Annotated in this window: 16 protein-coding genes; all 16 read left to right on the forward strand. The window is 43.1% G+C overall.

The annotated features are described in order from the left end of the window. Positions 1-39 precede the first annotated feature (39 nt). The 16 genes from glpX to wecB all read left to right on the forward strand — a co-directional run bounded on the left by glpX (position 40) and on the right by wecB (position 15158). Positions 40-1002 (forward strand): class II fructose-bisphosphatase, encoded by a 963-nt coding sequence (gene glpX, locus ACFX4H_RS20045; protein ID WP_034315852.1) that lies wholly within the window; start codon positions 40-42, stop codon positions 1000-1002. A 318-nt stretch (positions 1003-1320) separates the two neighbouring features. Beyond that, complete coding sequence (rho, locus tag ACFX4H_RS20050) at positions 1321-2610, forward strand: transcription termination factor Rho (protein ID WP_034315849.1); 1290 nt, start codon at positions 1321-1323, stop codon at positions 2608-2610. Positions 2611-2759: 149 nt separating this feature from the next. Beyond that, the gene (gene rpmE / locus ACFX4H_RS20055; protein WP_034315847.1) at positions 2760-2960 is read left to right on the forward strand and encodes a 50S ribosomal protein L31; all 201 of its coding nucleotides are present in this window, start codon (positions 2760-2762) and stop codon (positions 2958-2960) included. Between the two features lie 138 nt (positions 2961-3098). Next, the gene (locus ACFX4H_RS20060) at positions 3099-3704 is read left to right on the forward strand and encodes a thymidine kinase (protein WP_034315845.1); all 606 of its coding nucleotides are present in this window, start codon (positions 3099-3101) and stop codon (positions 3702-3704) included. A gap of 189 nt (positions 3705-3893) precedes the next feature. Further along, entirely contained in the window at positions 3894-4343 is a 450-nt protein-coding gene (locus tag ACFX4H_RS20065) for a hypothetical protein (RefSeq protein ID WP_377436084.1), read from the forward strand. A 163-nt stretch (positions 4344-4506) separates the two neighbouring features. Then, on the forward strand, positions 4507-5577 hold the full coding sequence (prfA, locus tag ACFX4H_RS20070) for a peptide chain release factor 1 (protein ID WP_048683507.1): 1071 nt from the start codon (positions 4507-4509) through the stop codon (positions 5575-5577). 7 nt (positions 5578-5584) lie between these two features. Next, positions 5585-6439, forward strand: coding sequence for a peptide chain release factor N(5)-glutamine methyltransferase (gene prmC / locus ACFX4H_RS20075; protein ID WP_323602677.1), 855 nt, complete (start codon positions 5585-5587; stop codon positions 6437-6439). Positions 6440-6589: 150 nt separating this feature from the next. Continuing rightward, positions 6590-7525, forward strand: coding sequence for a stage II sporulation protein R (gene spoIIR / locus ACFX4H_RS20080; RefSeq protein ID WP_377436085.1), 936 nt, complete (start codon positions 6590-6592; stop codon positions 7523-7525). Positions 7526-7814: 289 nt separating this feature from the next. Beyond that, positions 7815-8864 (forward strand): L-threonylcarbamoyladenylate synthase, encoded by a 1050-nt coding sequence (locus tag ACFX4H_RS20085; protein WP_034315839.1) that lies wholly within the window; start codon positions 7815-7817, stop codon positions 8862-8864. 74 nt (positions 8865-8938) lie between these two features. Then, the gene (locus tag ACFX4H_RS20090) at positions 8939-9505 is read left to right on the forward strand and encodes a manganese efflux pump MntP (RefSeq protein ID WP_034315836.1); all 567 of its coding nucleotides are present in this window, start codon (positions 8939-8941) and stop codon (positions 9503-9505) included. Positions 9506-9647: 142 nt separating this feature from the next. Further along, complete coding sequence (locus ACFX4H_RS20095) at positions 9648-10091, forward strand: low molecular weight protein arginine phosphatase (protein WP_034315834.1); 444 nt, start codon at positions 9648-9650, stop codon at positions 10089-10091. A 333-nt stretch (positions 10092-10424) separates the two neighbouring features. Then, positions 10425-10871: a ribose 5-phosphate isomerase B gene (gene rpiB, locus ACFX4H_RS20100; protein ID WP_034315832.1), complete on the forward strand. Its 447-nt coding sequence runs from the start codon at positions 10425-10427 to the stop codon at positions 10869-10871. Between the two features lie 51 nt (positions 10872-10922). Continuing rightward, on the forward strand, positions 10923-11516 hold the full coding sequence (locus ACFX4H_RS20105; RefSeq protein ID WP_249598058.1) for a TIGR01440 family protein: 594 nt from the start codon (positions 10923-10925) through the stop codon (positions 11514-11516). Between the two features lie 370 nt (positions 11517-11886). Next, positions 11887-13128, forward strand: a complete 1242-nt coding sequence (locus ACFX4H_RS20110) for a serine hydroxymethyltransferase (protein ID WP_054398606.1) — start codon at positions 11887-11889, stop codon at positions 13126-13128. 234 nt (positions 13129-13362) lie between these two features. Continuing rightward, positions 13363-13992 carry a uracil phosphoribosyltransferase gene (gene upp, locus ACFX4H_RS20115; protein WP_034315825.1) on the forward strand — a complete coding sequence of 210 codons (630 nt, stop codon included), beginning with the start codon at positions 13363-13365 and terminating at the stop codon, positions 13990-13992. Positions 13993-14015: 23 nt separating this feature from the next. Then, a complete protein-coding gene (wecB, locus tag ACFX4H_RS20120) occupies positions 14016-15158 on the forward strand; it encodes a non-hydrolyzing UDP-N-acetylglucosamine 2-epimerase (RefSeq protein ID WP_377436086.1) in 1143 nt (380 codons plus the stop codon). The last annotated feature ends 57 nt before the right edge of the window (positions 15159-15215 follow it).

The raw sequence follows: 15215 nt of genomic DNA on the forward strand, positions 1-15215 counted from the left end.
TAAATAAATCATGCTAGTGTACATGAGGGGGAACCGGAAATGGAAAGAAGTTTATCGATGGAGCTAGTCCGCGTAACAGAGGCGGCGGCCCTAAATTCAGCTCGTTGGATGGGAAGAGGAAAGAAAGACGAAGCGGATGATGCAGCAACAACTGCGATGCGGGATGTTTTCAATACCATTCCCATGCAAGGAACGGTTGTAATCGGTGAAGGGGAAATGGATGAGGCGCCAATGCTTTATATTGGCGAAAAACTTGGCACTGGTCTTGGGCCACTAGTGGATGTTGCGGTTGATCCTTTAGAAGGAACGAACATCGTTGCATCTGGCGGCTGGAATGCATTGGCTGTATTGGCTATAGCCGATAAGGGGAACTTGCTTCACGCCCCGGATATGTATATGGATAAAATAGCAGTCGGACCCGAGGCGGTTGGTCAGATTGATATCAATGCTTCCGTGTTGGACAACCTGAAAGCGGTAGCCAAGGCAAAAAATAAAGATATCCAAGACGTGGTTGCAACAGTATTGAACCGCGATCGTCATTCGAAGATCATTCATGAACTTCGTGAGGCAGGGGCACGTATCAAGCTGATCAATGATGGAGATGTCGCAGGAGCGATAAATACGGCCTTCGATCTTACCGGTGTTGACATCTTATTCGGATCTGGCGGAGCTCCAGAGGGAGTCATTGCAGCCGTTGCCTTGAAATGCCTTGGAGGGGAAATTCAAGGTAAGCTCGTTCCACATACTGATGAAGAAGTGGAACGCTGTGGGAAAATGGGCCTTGAATTAGGAAAAGTCCTCAGAATGGAAGATCTTGTTCGCGGAGATGACGCAATTTTTGCTGCAACAGGTGTGACTGACGGAGAACTTTTACGCGGTGTACAATTTAAAGGGCATTACGGCGAAACGCAATCCGTAGTCATGCGTGCTAAATCTGGTACCGTTCGATTCATTGATGGGCGTCACAGTCTTAAGATTAAACCGAATGGTTTGATTGACTGATAGCGTTTTTTAGAAAAATCACTTTTAAAAGGCGAGCGGTTTCATCGCTCGCTTTCTCTTTAAAAAAATTTAAGTTGAATAATTAAAATAAAAAAAGTAAAATAAAGCTTGGTCTACTATTAATAATTTAAAATCTGCCCTTTCACTCCAAACTTCAAGAAGCCTTCAAATAATTTTCTTCTTTACATGTAAAAATGTATCATCCTTTCTAAGAAAACTCTGGTCGGGTACATGGATTGCGGTTTTTCTTCCATCTAACAAACCAATTCTTTTTCAGTATGGGTGAAAACGTTTAATTAATAAAAGTGTGGTGTCATAATGAATTTAACTATTTCTAATTTAGAAAACATGAAACTTAAGGATCTCTATGAGCACGCTCGTGAATATAAAGTTTCCTATTACAGCAAACTTTCCAAAAAGGAACTTATTTTCGCTATCCTGAAAGCGCAAGCTGAGCAGGATGGTCTCCTATTCATGGAGGGCGTTTTAGAGATCATCCCTTCAGAGGGCTTCGGTTTCCTGCGTCCAATTAATTATTCTCCAAGCTCGGAGGATATTTATATTTCGGCTTCACAGATCCGCAGATTCGATTTGCGAAATGGAGATAAAGTGTCCGGTAAGGTAAGGCCTCCAAAAGAAAATGAGCGCTATTATGGATTGCTGCATGTTGAAGCGGTCAATGGCGATAATCCGGAATCAGCTAAAGAGCGTGTCCACTTTCCAGGTTTAACACCGCTGTATCCTAACAGGCAAATTAAACTGGAAACGACACCGAAGAACTTATCGACCAGGATTATGGATGTCCTGGCACCGGTCGGTTTTGGACAGCGTGGTCTGATTGTTGCACCGCCAAAAGCCGGTAAAACGATGCTCATCAAGGAAATTGCCAATGCGATAACCACAAACCATCCCGAATCGGAATTGATTGTGCTGTTGATCGATGAACGCCCGGAAGAAGTGACAGACATTGAACGTTCCGTCGCAGGAGACGTGGTAAGTTCAACTTTCGATGAAGTGCCGGAAAATCATATCAAGGTGGCTGAGCTGGTGTTGGAACGAGCCATGCGCCTTGTGGAACATAAACGGGATGTCATCATTTTAATGGACAGCATCACTCGCCTAGCCCGTGCTTACAACCTTGTCATTCCGCCGAGCGGGCGTACACTGTCAGGGGGTATTGACCCTGCTGCATTCCATCGTCCGAAACGCTTTTTCGGTGCGGCGAGGAATATCGAGGAAGGCGGCAGCCTGACGATCCTTGCTACAGCATTGGTAGATACGGGTTCAAGAATGGATGATGTCATTTATGAAGAATTTAAAGGTACGGGCAATATGGAGCTGCATCTAGATCGTGCCCTTGCCGAAAGGCGGATCTTCCCGGCAATCGATATTCGTCGCTCAGGCACGCGTAAAGAAGAATTGCTAATTCCGAAAGATCGCCTGGATAAACTATGGGCCATTAGGAAAACGATGTCAGATTCGCCTGATTTCTCGGAGAAATTCCTTCGCCGTCTAAAACAGACAAAAGGCAATGAAGAATTTTTCAGTAAGCTGGATGAAGAGATGTCAGAAATGAAAAAGGGTCCAGCGAGCGTAAAACGTTCTTAAACCCTGTAAGAAACAAACAGTTGCACAACTAGTCTTAAGTTGTTATAATGAGTTCATGTGTTTTTACAATAAATGTGAGGGTGCTTTTCCCTCAACTTGAAGTATATAACTCTGTTTCGAATGATTCAGGGCATAAGGAGATGAAAAGAATGAAAACTGGAATTCATCCAAATTATAAGCTTTCAAAAGTAATTTGCTCTTGCGGAAACACTTTTGAAACTGGTTCAGTTAAAGAAGAGATCAAAGTTGAGACTTGTTCAGAGTGCCATCCATTCTATACTGGTCGTCAAAAATTCGCTGAAGCTGGCGGACGTGTTGATCGTTTCAACAAAAAATACGGTATTAAATAAGCCGGACTTTTTAAAAAACAGGCAAGTATTTTTCTTGCCTGTTTTTTCTTTTCCATAAACAAGTAAGAATTTATACAAAGCCAGGTCGACTTCAATTATGGCCAATGGATCGACAGGTGGAAGGGAGTAGCTGTTTCCATGTATGTAATGAAACAAACAGGCTGGATCGAGCTTATTTGCGGAAGCATGTTTTCAGGTAAATCTGAAGAATTGATTAAACGAGTCAGCCGTGCTCAATTTGCTAAAGAGCAGATAGCTGTATTTAAACCAGCTATTGATAATCGCTATGCGGAAGAGGCTGTCGTATCACACAATGGCTCTTCTGTGATGGCAAAACCGATTGCCCATTCAACGGATATTTTTAAGTATTTGGACAAGCCCTTGGATATCATTGCAATAGATGAAGTGCAATTTTTTGATCATGAAATTATCGGGGTTGCCCAGCATCTTGCGGACAGCGGTTATCGAGTGATTATGGCTGGACTCGATCAAGATTTCAGAGGTGAACCATTCGGCCCTATGCCTGTTCTATTATCGCTTGCAGAATCGGTGACTAAGCTGCAGGCAGTGTGTGAAGTATGCGGATCACCTGCGAGCAGGACACAGCGCTTGATAGATGGGGAGCCGGCCTCCTATGATGAGCCGATCATCCTTGTGGGTGCATCGGAATCGTACGAGCCCCGCTGCCGCCATCATCACGAAGTTCCGGGTAAGCAGGCTGTTGGGATTAAAGAACATATTTGAATGGTGGTGCCCTATGATCCAATGAGATCACAGGGTGCTTTTTTTTATGCGGAAAAGTGGAAAAACTGTCGAGTTATTCAGGTAGCCTGACCAATACATGGAAGGGAAATAAAAGATAAATATTGCCCCATTTTGGGTAGGCTAACGAGGAAATGTTCTTCTTAACCAGTCAAAATGGAGGGAAAAAATATGAAATCAAAACTGCTTATCATGACGGCCTTTCTGCTTGCTGCATTAACGGCATGCGGTCAAAATGACAATGCAATAAATAATGATTCGGAATATGGAGATCAATCCCGGGATGGCAGGGTTGGCAATGGTTTAAATCAAGTGTCCAATAATGATTGGGATAATGAAGCGGAACGGCCATCAGATCAGGTCCTCAACACACCGCATCATACATCCAATAATTCTCCATCCATGGGTCAGCAAATTGATGAAATCCGCGGGGTGATCGAATCGGAAACTGATTATGAGGCCGGTTCCGTTTGGTTTAATGGAAATACCATACACGTTACGGTCCATGATAAAGGAAAAATCAAGAACGAAAAAGAAAGAAATAAGGAAATGCGGCGAATACAAGGCATGATAAACAGGGTTGTGCCTCAATATAATGTAGATGTCAAATTAAACAAGTAACGGCAGACATTTTTGAATCTCTTTGACGTTGATTATTCACCTATACTATAATTAACCTAGAAGTGAACTGAGCTGGGGCACTGAGCTACTTATTTATAGTAATAAGAGATGGATTACTTCCAATTCGTTTAAGATGTTTTGGAAAATTTATGAGGTGAATAATTTGTTTGATCGTTTGCAAGCAGTAGAAGATAGATATGAAAGATTGAATGAACTATTAAGTGACCCGGAGATCATTAATGACTCCAAGAAGCTAAGGGAATATTCCAAGGAGCAATCCAGCATTCAAGAGACCGCGTCGACTTATAAAGAATATAAAGCGGTTCGTGAGCAACTTCAGGAAGCGAAGGCGATGCTGGAGGAGAAACTTGATGCGGAAATGCGTGAAATGGTAAAAGAAGAGATCAATGAACTTGATGAGACCATACAAGGTCTTGAGGATAAGCTGAAAATATTGCTTATTCCGAAAGACCCCAACGATGATAAAAACGTAATCATGGAGATCCGCGGTGCGGCTGGCGGAGATGAGGCGGCCTTATTTGCAGGCAGTCTATACCGGATGTATAGCCGTTTTGCCGAGGTGCAGGGCTGGCGGACTGAAGTCATTGAAGCAAATCCTACTGGGCTTGGCGGCTATAAGGAAATCATATTCATGATTAATGGCAATGGCGCTTATTCAAAGTTGAAATTCGAAAATGGAGCCCATCGCGTTCAGCGAGTACCTGAAACGGAATCAGGCGGTCGGATTCATACATCTACAGCCACGGTTGCCGTTTTACCTGAAGCTGAGGAAGTGGAAGTTGAAATCCATGATAAGGATATTCGTGTCGATACCTTTGCATCAAGCGGTCCTGGAGGGCAAAGTGTCAATACGACAATGTCAGCGGTGCGCTTGACTCATATTCCGACTAATACGGTTGTATCCTGTCAAGATGAAAAATCACAAATCAAGAACAAAGAAAAGGCAATGAAGGTTTTGCGTGCCAGGGTGTTCGATAAAATCAATCGCGAAATACAGGCGGAATATGATCAAAACAGGAAGCTGGCCGTTGGAACGGGCGATCGATCTGAAAGGATTCGAACTTATAACTTCCCGCAAAACCGCGTTACCGACCACCGCATTGGTTTAACGATTCAAAAACTGGATCAAATCATGGAAGGTAAACTGGATGAAGTCGTTGATGCATTAATCATGGAAGACCAATCTTCAAGGCTGGAAAATGCAGATGAGTAATTCTGCCGTGAAAGTTTTTGAAGCCCTTAAATGGGCTTCTTCTTTTTTAAAGGAAAATGATCGTGATGCCAATGCCGGGGAAATCCTGTTACAGCACTTTTTAAAGCAAACTCGCTCCCAAATGCTGGCCAACCTTCATGATGAGCTTAGTGAAGCGGATTTTGGGCAATTTAAGGACGCTATTGAGCTGCATGCTGAGGGGACGCCCATCCAATATATAATCGGCAGTGAAGAATTTTATGGACGGACCTTTTTTGTGAATGAAGAAGTGCTCATACCGAGACCGGAAACAGAAGAATTGATTTATTATACATTACGTAAACTCCCGGCCATTTTTATGGAGGGACAGAAGCTCCGTTTAGTTGATATTGGGACTGGCAGCGGCGCAATTGCCATAACGATGAAGCTTGAAAAATCAAACCTGATGGTGACGGCCACGGACATAGCGGAACCATCGCTTGAGGTGGCGAGGAAAAATGCCGAATCACTTGGTGCCGAAGTGGAGTTCATGCAAGGTGATTTGCTTTCGCCGTTCATGGATATAAACGAGAAGGTGGACATCCTTTTATCGAATCCGCCATATATACCAGAAGATGATCATAAATCCATGTCAGTGGTCGTGACTGGTCATGAACCACATCGTGCGTTGTTTGCCGGTATCGATGGGCTGGATTTTTACCGCCGCTTTATGGAACAGTTACCTTTGGTGATGAATGTGCCTGGACTGATCGGTTTTGAAGTGGGTGCAGGACAGGGTGCGGCGGTTGCCGATTTATTGAAGCGAACCTTTCCTGCCGCGGAAGTATCCATCATAAATGACATTAATGAAAAAGATCGAATGGTCTTTGCTGAATTAAAATGATCCGTCTCCCTTATGTGAGACGGTTTTTTTAGGGACAGCACCCTCATTATCCTTTGGAATCTATATTTCCAGCTATCAACTTTTTTTGTTTTTACTAGTTTAAGATAGCTGGAAAATGGTGAGACTAATTCATGTGAGGGGGCGAAGGCGATGAAAACTAAACATTTAGCCATTATTTATCTATTAATCTTAACTATAGGAACGATCGTAAGTATATATATGCCTAAAGCGGAGATGGTCGGTGCAGAAGATACGAAGGTAATCCCGGATGAGGCGATTCGGCTGCGGATACTCGCCAATAGTGATAAAGAAGAGGATCAAGCGGTTAAACGGCTAATTAGGGATGAGGTAAATGAAGATATCACAAAGTGGGTCGCTGAGCTTACTTCTTTGGATGAGGCGAAGGATGTGATCACCTCGCATCTGCCAGATATCCAGGCGAAGGCTGAGTCGGTAATAAAGGAACAGGGTTTGGAGCAGTCGGTGAAAGTGGATTTTGGACAAGCTGAATTTCCGACAAAGCTGTACGGGCAGTATTTATATCCGGCAGGGGAATATGAAGCAGTGATTATCACACTTGGTGAAGGGGACGGCGCTAATTGGTGGTGTGTGTTATTTCCCCCATTGTGTTTCTTGGATTTTTCAAATGGGACGGCTGTAAGTCAAAGTCCGATTGTCGAGGATGAAGGGGAAGGGTCCTTGACTTCGGAAGGAACGGCGTATGCTGCAACGAATGAAGAGAGTGAACCTGTTGCGGAGGAAGTGGTTGAAGAAGAAGTGCTGGCTGAAAAGGAAAAAAGGCCGGAGGAAGTAGTTGAAGAAGAGGTAATCGAGGAGAGCGTAAAAGAGGAAGCACCGGAAGTAACGGTAAAAGAAGAGGTTGTAGAGCCAGAGGTAAAAGAAGAAGTGGCAGTAGTGAAAGATAAGGAACAGGTGACAGAGGAAGTCATTGAAGGGAAACTTGAAGAAAACAAGGTTGAACTTGCGGCATCCAATGAAAAAGGTCAACAATTATATGAAGGGGAAAAGGAGCCCGAGGTAGAAGTGAAGTCCTTGTTTGCAGAAATCTTCAACGATCTATTTTAAGGAGGGGGCAGAGTCCCTCTTCTTTAAATTCAGATAATTTTAAAAACATATCCACAGGGTTATTAACAAAAAATCAAAAAAGTCTGTCATTAATCATTAATATCCACAAACTTATCCACGGATTCGATGTAGTTATCCCCAATTTGTGGATAACACTTGAATTATGTGTATACTTCTTTTATACTTTCAAAGTATCTTTTAAGTGGAATTCGTACGTTAAGTTGAAAATACCGTTCATATTAAAGCGATTATATAAAATAAGAAATGTTAAAAGGCGATGGTGTTCAAGATGAAAACGAAAATTTGGTCAGTGGATAAAAATGTGGATAATTTACAAAGTTATCCCCAGATTACACAATCAGCTGAATTATTAAAGGCTAATCAAGTGGTTGCTTTTCCTACGGAGACTGTTTATGGACTCGGCGCGAATGCCAAAAATGACGAGGCGGTCAAAAAAGTGTTCGAAGCAAAGGGGCGTCCGAGTGATAATCCTTTAATCGTTCATATAGCCTCCGATGACCAGTTGTCGGGTATTGTAGAAGAGATTCCGGAACAGGCCCGGAAGCTAATGGCAGAATTTTGGCCGGGTCCTTTGACTTTGATCATGAAACGGAAACCGGGCCAGCTATCGAATCTTGTGACAGCTGGATTGGACACGGTGGCTGTCAGGATGCCGGATCACCAGGTTGCCCTTGGCCTTATTCGTGCGAGTGATTTGCCCATTGCGGCCCCAAGTGCAAATACTTCCGGGAAACCAAGCCCCACTTCAGCAAAACATGTCGAAGATGACTTGATGGGCCGGATTGCAGGTATAGTCGATGGCGGGAATACAGGTGTGGGCGTGGAATCCACAGTACTGGATTGCACTGTGGAAGTCCCTGTTATTTTAAGGCCTGGCGGGGTGACCCTGGAACAGCTGGAAGCGGTAATTGGGGAAGTCAGGCAAGATGTCGCTTTGAAGAATCAGGAAACGGCGCCAAAAGCCCCAGGCATGAAATATACCCACTATGCTCCGAAGGCCCCTCTATTTTTAGTCAAGGGTAATCAAGCGTTCCTTCAGAAGCTTGTGGATGAAAAAAGAAGTGACGGGTTAAAGGTGGGCATCATTACAGCTTATGAACATCAACAGGATTATAAGGCGGATTATGTGGTTGTCCCAGGATCATTAGCCGATTTACATACTGTTGCGACAGGCTTATATGATGCCTTAAGACAGTTTGACGAGCTGGAGGTCGATGTCATTTTTAGTGAAATGTTTCCTGACCATGGAATAGGTGCTGCGGTCATGAACCGGCTTGAGAAGGCTGCAGGTCATCAAATCATCAAGGAACATGTGTAATAAGGACTGATTTATCCTTCTATTTCTTTTCGGACATGCATAACATGTAGTAGGCACGTCCGAGGGGGATTGGAATGAATACATTTGCTGGAGAAATCATAACCTTACTGCTAATGGCCTTCGCTTTGGGAATGGATGCCTTTTCAGTGGGCCTTGGAATGGGAATGTTTAAGCTAAGGTTGAGGCAAGTTCTGTTTATAGGTTTGACAGTAGGCATTTTTCATATTTGGATGCCCTTGCTTGGAATGGGGGCAGGCCGTTTCATTTCAGAAAAATTCGGGACCTTCGCTACATACGCCGGCGGTCTATTGTTGATCATTCTTGGTATTCAGATGTTTATTCCTGGTAAAAAGGATGGAGCTGGTGCCATGCAAAATAAGATGCTGGCTCCTGTCGGGAAAGGTTTAATCATTTTTGCTTTAGGGGTAAGCCTGGATAGCTTCTCGGTAGGGTTGACTCTGGGGATTTACGGTGCTAAAACGATTTTAACGGTTCTTTGTTTTGGGTTTGCCGCCACTCTATTAACGTGGGCCGGGCTTTTACTGGGTAGAAAAATGCAGGGTTTGCTTGGCGTGTATAGTGAGATTCTTGGCGGAAGCATCCTGTGTGCGTTTGGATTGAAATTATTATTCTCTTTTTGATCCGCCTGAATTCATATCATTCCTACCTCAACTGTTCCGATTAACGGAGCGGTTTTTATTTTTCTTCGGACACAATGACAGTGATTTTTTGACTATAATAAACGGGCGATAGCTTATAATGAATAAAAAAGGAGGCGTTAAAATGATCCGAGTATTATTTGTATGTACAGGTAACACATGCCGAAGCCCGATGGCAGAAGCGATATTGAAAAACAAGAATATTGCGGGTGTTGAAGTGAAGTCCGCAGGCGTGTATGCTTCGACAGGTCAGGATGCTTCAATGCATGCTAAAAATGTATTGGTTGAAAATGACATAGTGCATAATCATCATTCAGCGCCTTTATCCGCGAAGGAAATGGAGTGGGCGACTCATATCTTCACCATGACGGAAGGGCATAAATCGGCCATTACCCGTTCATATCCCCAAATGATCGATAAGACCTTTACTTTAAAAGAATTCATTCTCGGCGATAAATATGATAGAGATATAATGGATCCGTTCGGCGGTTCTGAAGGCATTTATCGGGAAACGTTCAGAGAGCTGCAGGAATTGATAGATGAATTAGTCAAAAGGCTTAAAAATTGAACTGGGGTACATAATGTGGCCGCTGGGGTAAAAGATATTACTAAGCTTGGTATAGGATCAAGGCAGCATTGGCTGCCATTGCAGAATAAGCATCTGCTGGAGCGGAAGAAGTGACGGCAGTCACAAGCGAACAAGGGGCAGTCATGGAAAATGTCGAAAAATCGGCAATGGAACTTAAAGCGAAAGCGGAAAAGTTGAACAGGACCATTACCCGCTAGCAGGAAACCAGAGTTGGTTTCCTGCTTCTTTGCGGGGAAAAGGATGGACATCCTTTATCTTTTCATAATTTTGTGACACAATAAAATCAAATGAAAAAGCTAGAGGAGGATTATGATGAAAGTTGCGATTGCTTCGGATCATGGTGGTATACATATCCGTGAAGAAATAAAGAATTTATTGAATGAGTTACAGATTCCATTTGAGGACTTTGGCTGTGAATGCAGTACGTCGGTGGATTATCCTGATTATGCCTTGCCGGTTGCTGAAAAAGTGGCACGGGGTGAGTTCGATCGGGGCATTTTAATCTGTGGAACTGGAATCGGAATGAGCATTGCTGCCAATAAGGTCAAAGGAATACGATGTGCATTGGTTCATGATGTCTATAGTGCGAAATTGACCCGTCAGCATAATGATACCAATATGTTAGCGATGGGGGAACGTGTCATTGGCCCGGGTCTAGCCAGGGAAATTGCCCAAACGTGGCTGACTTCGGAATTTGAGGGCGGGCGCCATCAAAACAGGATTGGTAAGATTGCGGAGTACGAAGGTAAGCACAGCTAATTCCTTTGGTTTTGGAGAGTTCCAGTTTTCTTATTGAAAGGATGCGTTTTCATGACAAGTGATGCTACATTTTCAAATGAGCTTGAGATATGGGAAAACCAGTTTCGGGAACTTTTATACGAGTTCCAAGAACAGACGGCTTTAAAAGAGAAACAGCTACTGGTTATCGGCTGCAGTACAAGTGAAGTGATCGGGAAAAGGATCGGTACTGAAGGGACACTCGATGTTGCTGGGATGATTTTTTCCGTAGTGAGGGATTTTCAAGGAAAAACGGGTGTTCAGGTTGCATATCAATGTTGTGAGCATCTAAACAGGGCCTTGGTTTTACAAAGGGAAACCGCGATTCGGTATGGTTATGAAGAAGTTTCGGTCGTACCTGTAAGAACAGCTGGGGGATCGATGGCGACGTACGCCTATCAGCAATGGAAAGATGCAGTCGTCGTTGAACATATCAAAGCGGATGCGGGGATAGATATAGGAGACACATTCATTGGTATGCATCTGAAGCATGTTGCGGTTCCGATTCGCTCTGCCATTAAAGAAATAGGACATGCACATGTGACCATGGCAAAAAACCGCCCGAAACTGATTGGCGGGGAGCGTGCAGTTTATCGGGACCTCTCTGAAAACAAAAGTTGTACTTAATGGGTAAGTAAGACAGCATTTCTCGGATAGGGAATGCTGTTTTTTAATTGAGGCGGGCAAAATCGTAACGCTCAAGGTAAAGGATCAGAAGAAAAAATTTCCTTTATAGTGCTAATAGAATGGTGATTTCGCTCTTGTAATATAGGGTGAAAGAGCTATTTATCACAATTTCGATGTCAAATACGAACATTTTTAAATGAAAAAACATTTAATGTTCGATAAAATTAGACTATCACTTCTAAATTAGACATGTTAAAATGGAGTAGAATTTTCTAATAACTATTGAAATGGCTTTTTCATGCTTTTTGAAGGCATGTTGCACATAAATACTAAAAAGCGAATCACGCACAATTTAAGGAGGAATTACGGAATGAATCGTTTAGCAAAGCAAGATGAGCAAGTGTTTAACGCAATTCAACTGGAATTAGGGCGTCAAAGAAGTAAAATTGAGCTTATTGCTTCTGAAAACTTCGTGAGTGAAGCTGTCATGGAAGCGCAAGGGTCGGTCTTGACTAATAAGTATGCAGAAGGATACCCTGGAAAACGTTACTATGGCGGATGTGAGTATGTAGACATCGTTGAAGATCTAGCACGTGAGCGTGCGAAAGAAATTTTCGGAGGCGAGTATGTGAACGTACAGCCTCACTCTGGAGCTCAAGCCAATATGGCCGTTTACTTTACAGTGCTTCAAACTGGCGACACAGTGCTTGGGATGAACCTTTCGCATGGTGGTCACTTAACACATGGAAGTCCAGTAAACTTCAGTGGTGTTAACTACAATTTTGTTGAATATGGTGTAGACGAAAAAGATCACCGTATCGATTACAATGATGTATTGGAAAAAGCGCGTCAACACAAACCTAAATTGATCGTAGCGGGTGCAAGTGCATATCCACGGGAAATCGACTTCAAGCGATTCCGTGAAATTGCGGATGAAGTCGGGGCATATTTAATGGTCGACATGGCGCATATTGCAGGTTTAGTTGCGGCTGGATTACATCCAAGTCCAATTCCTTATGCTGACTTTGTAACGACAACTACTCATAAAACACTTCGCGGACCACGCGGCGGGATGATCATCTGTAAAGAAGAATTCGGTAAAAAGATCGATAAATCGATCTTCCCTGGAATTCAAGGCGGTCCTTTGATGCATGTTATATCAGCTAAGGCTGTTGCATTCGGCGAAGCGCTTCAAGATGATTTTAAAGTATATGCTCAACAAATCATCGACAATGCTAAACGTTTGGGTGAAGGTTTGAAGAAAGAAGGGTTCACTCTTGTTTCTGATGGAACGGACAATCACTTGATTCTTCTTGATGTGCGCTCTACAGGGTTAACGGGAAAAATCGCAGAGCATGTTTTGGATGAAATCGGTATTACCGTGAACAAAAATGCGATTCCTTATGACCCGGAAAAACCATTCGTTACCAGCGGTATACGTATTGGGACTGCAGCAGTGACATCACGTGGCTTCGGATTGGAAGACATGGATGAAATAGCTGCTATCATCGGACTTGTATTGAAAAATAATGAAGACGCAGCTAAGCTTGAAGAAGCAAAACAGCGTGTTGAATCATTAGCGAACAAATTTGAATTATATCCTTCATTGTAATATCGGAGCCGCTCCCCTTAAAGGGAGCGGTTTTTTTGCATTTATGGAAGGTCTGTGTGTTAGAAGAATCCGAATAGTGAAAATAGGTCTGACATCTAAACCTTTATTGAAGATTGAAACATTTTTCTGTAAAATAGGTTGAAGTGAATTTTAAAAGACACGAAAATTTTTCTATTCGATTAGGGAAATCATAAAAAAGCGCAAAACTAAGCAATGGAATTGGAGAGATGCCAAATGGGAAAAGTTTATGTTTTCGATCACCCGTTAATTCAACACAAATTAGCCTATATACGTGATATAAATACAGGAACAAAAGAATTCCGTGAACTAGTGGATGAAGTTGCATCATTGATGGCATTTGAAATCACGAGGGATATGCCGCTGGAAGAAGTGGAAATCCAAACGCCTGTAAGCACAGCGAAAGTGAAAATGCTTTCTGGTAAAAAAGTGGGGATCGTCCCGATTTTACGTGCAGGCATAGGGATGGTGGACGGAATCATCAAGCTGATTCCTGCTGCAAAGGTCGGACATGTTGGACTTTACCGTGATCCTGAAACATTGAAACCGGTTGAATATTATGCGAAGATGCCAAGTGACTTGGCAGAAAGGGAATGCATAGTCGTTGACCCGATGCTAGCCACTGGCGGATCAGCCATCGAAGCGATCCATTCCATTAAAAAGCGCGGTGCAGTCAATATTAAATTCATGTGTTTGATTGCAGCTCCAGAGGGTGTAGAAGCTTTAAAAGAAGCTCATCCTGATGTTGATATCTATATTGCGGGTCTTGACGAAAAACTGAATGAACATGGTTATATCGTTCCGGGTCTTGGAGACGCAGGAGATCGTTTATTCGGCACAAAATAAGGAAAGAAACTGAGGTGTCACGAATGAACAAACCGATTAAAGTTATGACGATTTTCGGGACGAGACCAGAAGCTGTCAAAATGGCTCCCTTAGTACTCGAATTCCAAAAACACCCAGAATATTTCAAGCCGATCGTTGCTGTTACGGCTCAGCATCGCCAAATGTTAGATCAAGTTCTCGAACTATTTTCCATACAGCCGGACTATGACTTGGACATAATGAAGGAAAGGCAAACGCTTGCTGACATTACAACAAGAGCATTGAATGGTCTTGATTCCGTAATGAAGGAAGCTAAACCAGATATTGTTCTCGTGCATGGTGATACAACCACAACGTTTGTTGCCAGTCTGGCAGCTTTTTATAATCAAATTGTCATTGGGCATGTAGAAGCGGGGTTGCGCACATGGAATAAGTATTCCCCCTATCCGGAAGAGATGAATCGACAGCTTACGGGTACGATGGCGGATTTGCATTTTGCGCCGACTTCGAAAGCCGAGGAGAATCTGCTGAACGAGAACAAGAAGGATAATATCTTCGTGACGGGAAATACGGCAACGGATGCTTTAAAAACGACTGTAAGGTCGACATATTCCCATCCGGTTTTAAATGACCTTGGAGAAGACAGGCTCATTTTGCTTACCGCCCATCGCAGGGAAAATCTAGGGGAACCCATGAGAAATATCTTCAGGGCCGTTAAGAGAATCATTGTTGAGCATGATGATGTTCAAGTGGTATATCCTGTCCATTTAAATCCGCTTGTTCAAGAATTGGCAAACGAAGTTCTCGGAGACGATCCGCGGGTTCATTTGATCGAACCGCTGGATGTATTGGATTTCCATAACTTCGCTTCTAGAGCCTATCTGATTTTGACTGATTCTGGAGGAATCCAGGAAGAGGCACCGTCACTTGGTGTACCCGTCCTGGTTTTAAGGGATACGACCGAACGTCCTGAAGGGATTACGGCTGGAACCTTAAGATTGGCTGGTACTGATGAACAAACTATATATGATTTGGCACATGAATTGCTCACCGATCAAGAGGTGCACGAAAAAATGTCCAAAGCTTCAAATCCATATGGGGACGGAAATTCTTCGGTCCGCATAGCTGAAGCCATCCGTTACCATTTTAAGCAAGTGAATATGCCGCCAACTAGATTTGAACCATAAAAAAGGAAAAGCCATGCGCTTTTCCTTTTTTATTTGCATACTCCAAGATTGTTGAGA

This window comes from Peribacillus sp. YIM B13477 (genome assembly GCF_042787955.1).
Taxonomy (GTDB): domain Bacteria; phylum Bacillota; class Bacilli; order Bacillales; family DSM-1321; genus Peribacillus; species Peribacillus frigoritolerans.

Coding starts and splice junctions, on each gene's coding strand:
- glpX (WP_034315852.1), top strand. CDS start 40: ATGGAAAGAAGTTTATCGATGGAGCTAGTCCGCGTAACAGAGGCGGCG.
- ACFX4H_RS20105 (WP_249598058.1), top strand. CDS start 10,923: ATGACAAGTGATGCTACATTTTCAAATGAGCTTGAGATATGGGAAAAC.
- wecB (WP_377436086.1), top strand. CDS start 14,016: ATGAACAAACCGATTAAAGTTATGACGATTTTCGGGACGAGACCAGAA.
- ACFX4H_RS20085 (WP_034315839.1), top strand. CDS start 7,815: ATGAAAACGAAAATTTGGTCAGTGGATAAAAATGTGGATAATTTACAA.
- ACFX4H_RS20090 (WP_034315836.1), top strand. CDS start 8,939: ATGAATACATTTGCTGGAGAAATCATAACCTTACTGCTAATGGCCTTC.
- rpiB (WP_034315832.1), top strand. CDS start 10,425: ATGAAAGTTGCGATTGCTTCGGATCATGGTGGTATACATATCCGTGAA.
- rho (WP_034315849.1), top strand. CDS start 1,321: ATGAATTTAACTATTTCTAATTTAGAAAACATGAAACTTAAGGATCTC.
- ACFX4H_RS20065 (WP_377436084.1), top strand. CDS start 3,894: ATGAAATCAAAACTGCTTATCATGACGGCCTTTCTGCTTGCTGCATTA.
- rpmE (WP_034315847.1), top strand. CDS start 2,760: ATGAAAACTGGAATTCATCCAAATTATAAGCTTTCAAAAGTAATTTGC.
- ACFX4H_RS20095 (WP_034315834.1), top strand. CDS start 9,648: ATGATCCGAGTATTATTTGTATGTACAGGTAACACATGCCGAAGCCCG.
- ACFX4H_RS20110 (WP_054398606.1), top strand. CDS start 11,887: ATGAATCGTTTAGCAAAGCAAGATGAGCAAGTGTTTAACGCAATTCAA.
- ACFX4H_RS20060 (WP_034315845.1), top strand. CDS start 3,099: ATGTATGTAATGAAACAAACAGGCTGGATCGAGCTTATTTGCGGAAGC.
- upp (WP_034315825.1), top strand. CDS start 13,363: ATGGGAAAAGTTTATGTTTTCGATCACCCGTTAATTCAACACAAATTA.
- spoIIR (WP_377436085.1), top strand. CDS start 6,590: ATGAAAACTAAACATTTAGCCATTATTTATCTATTAATCTTAACTATA.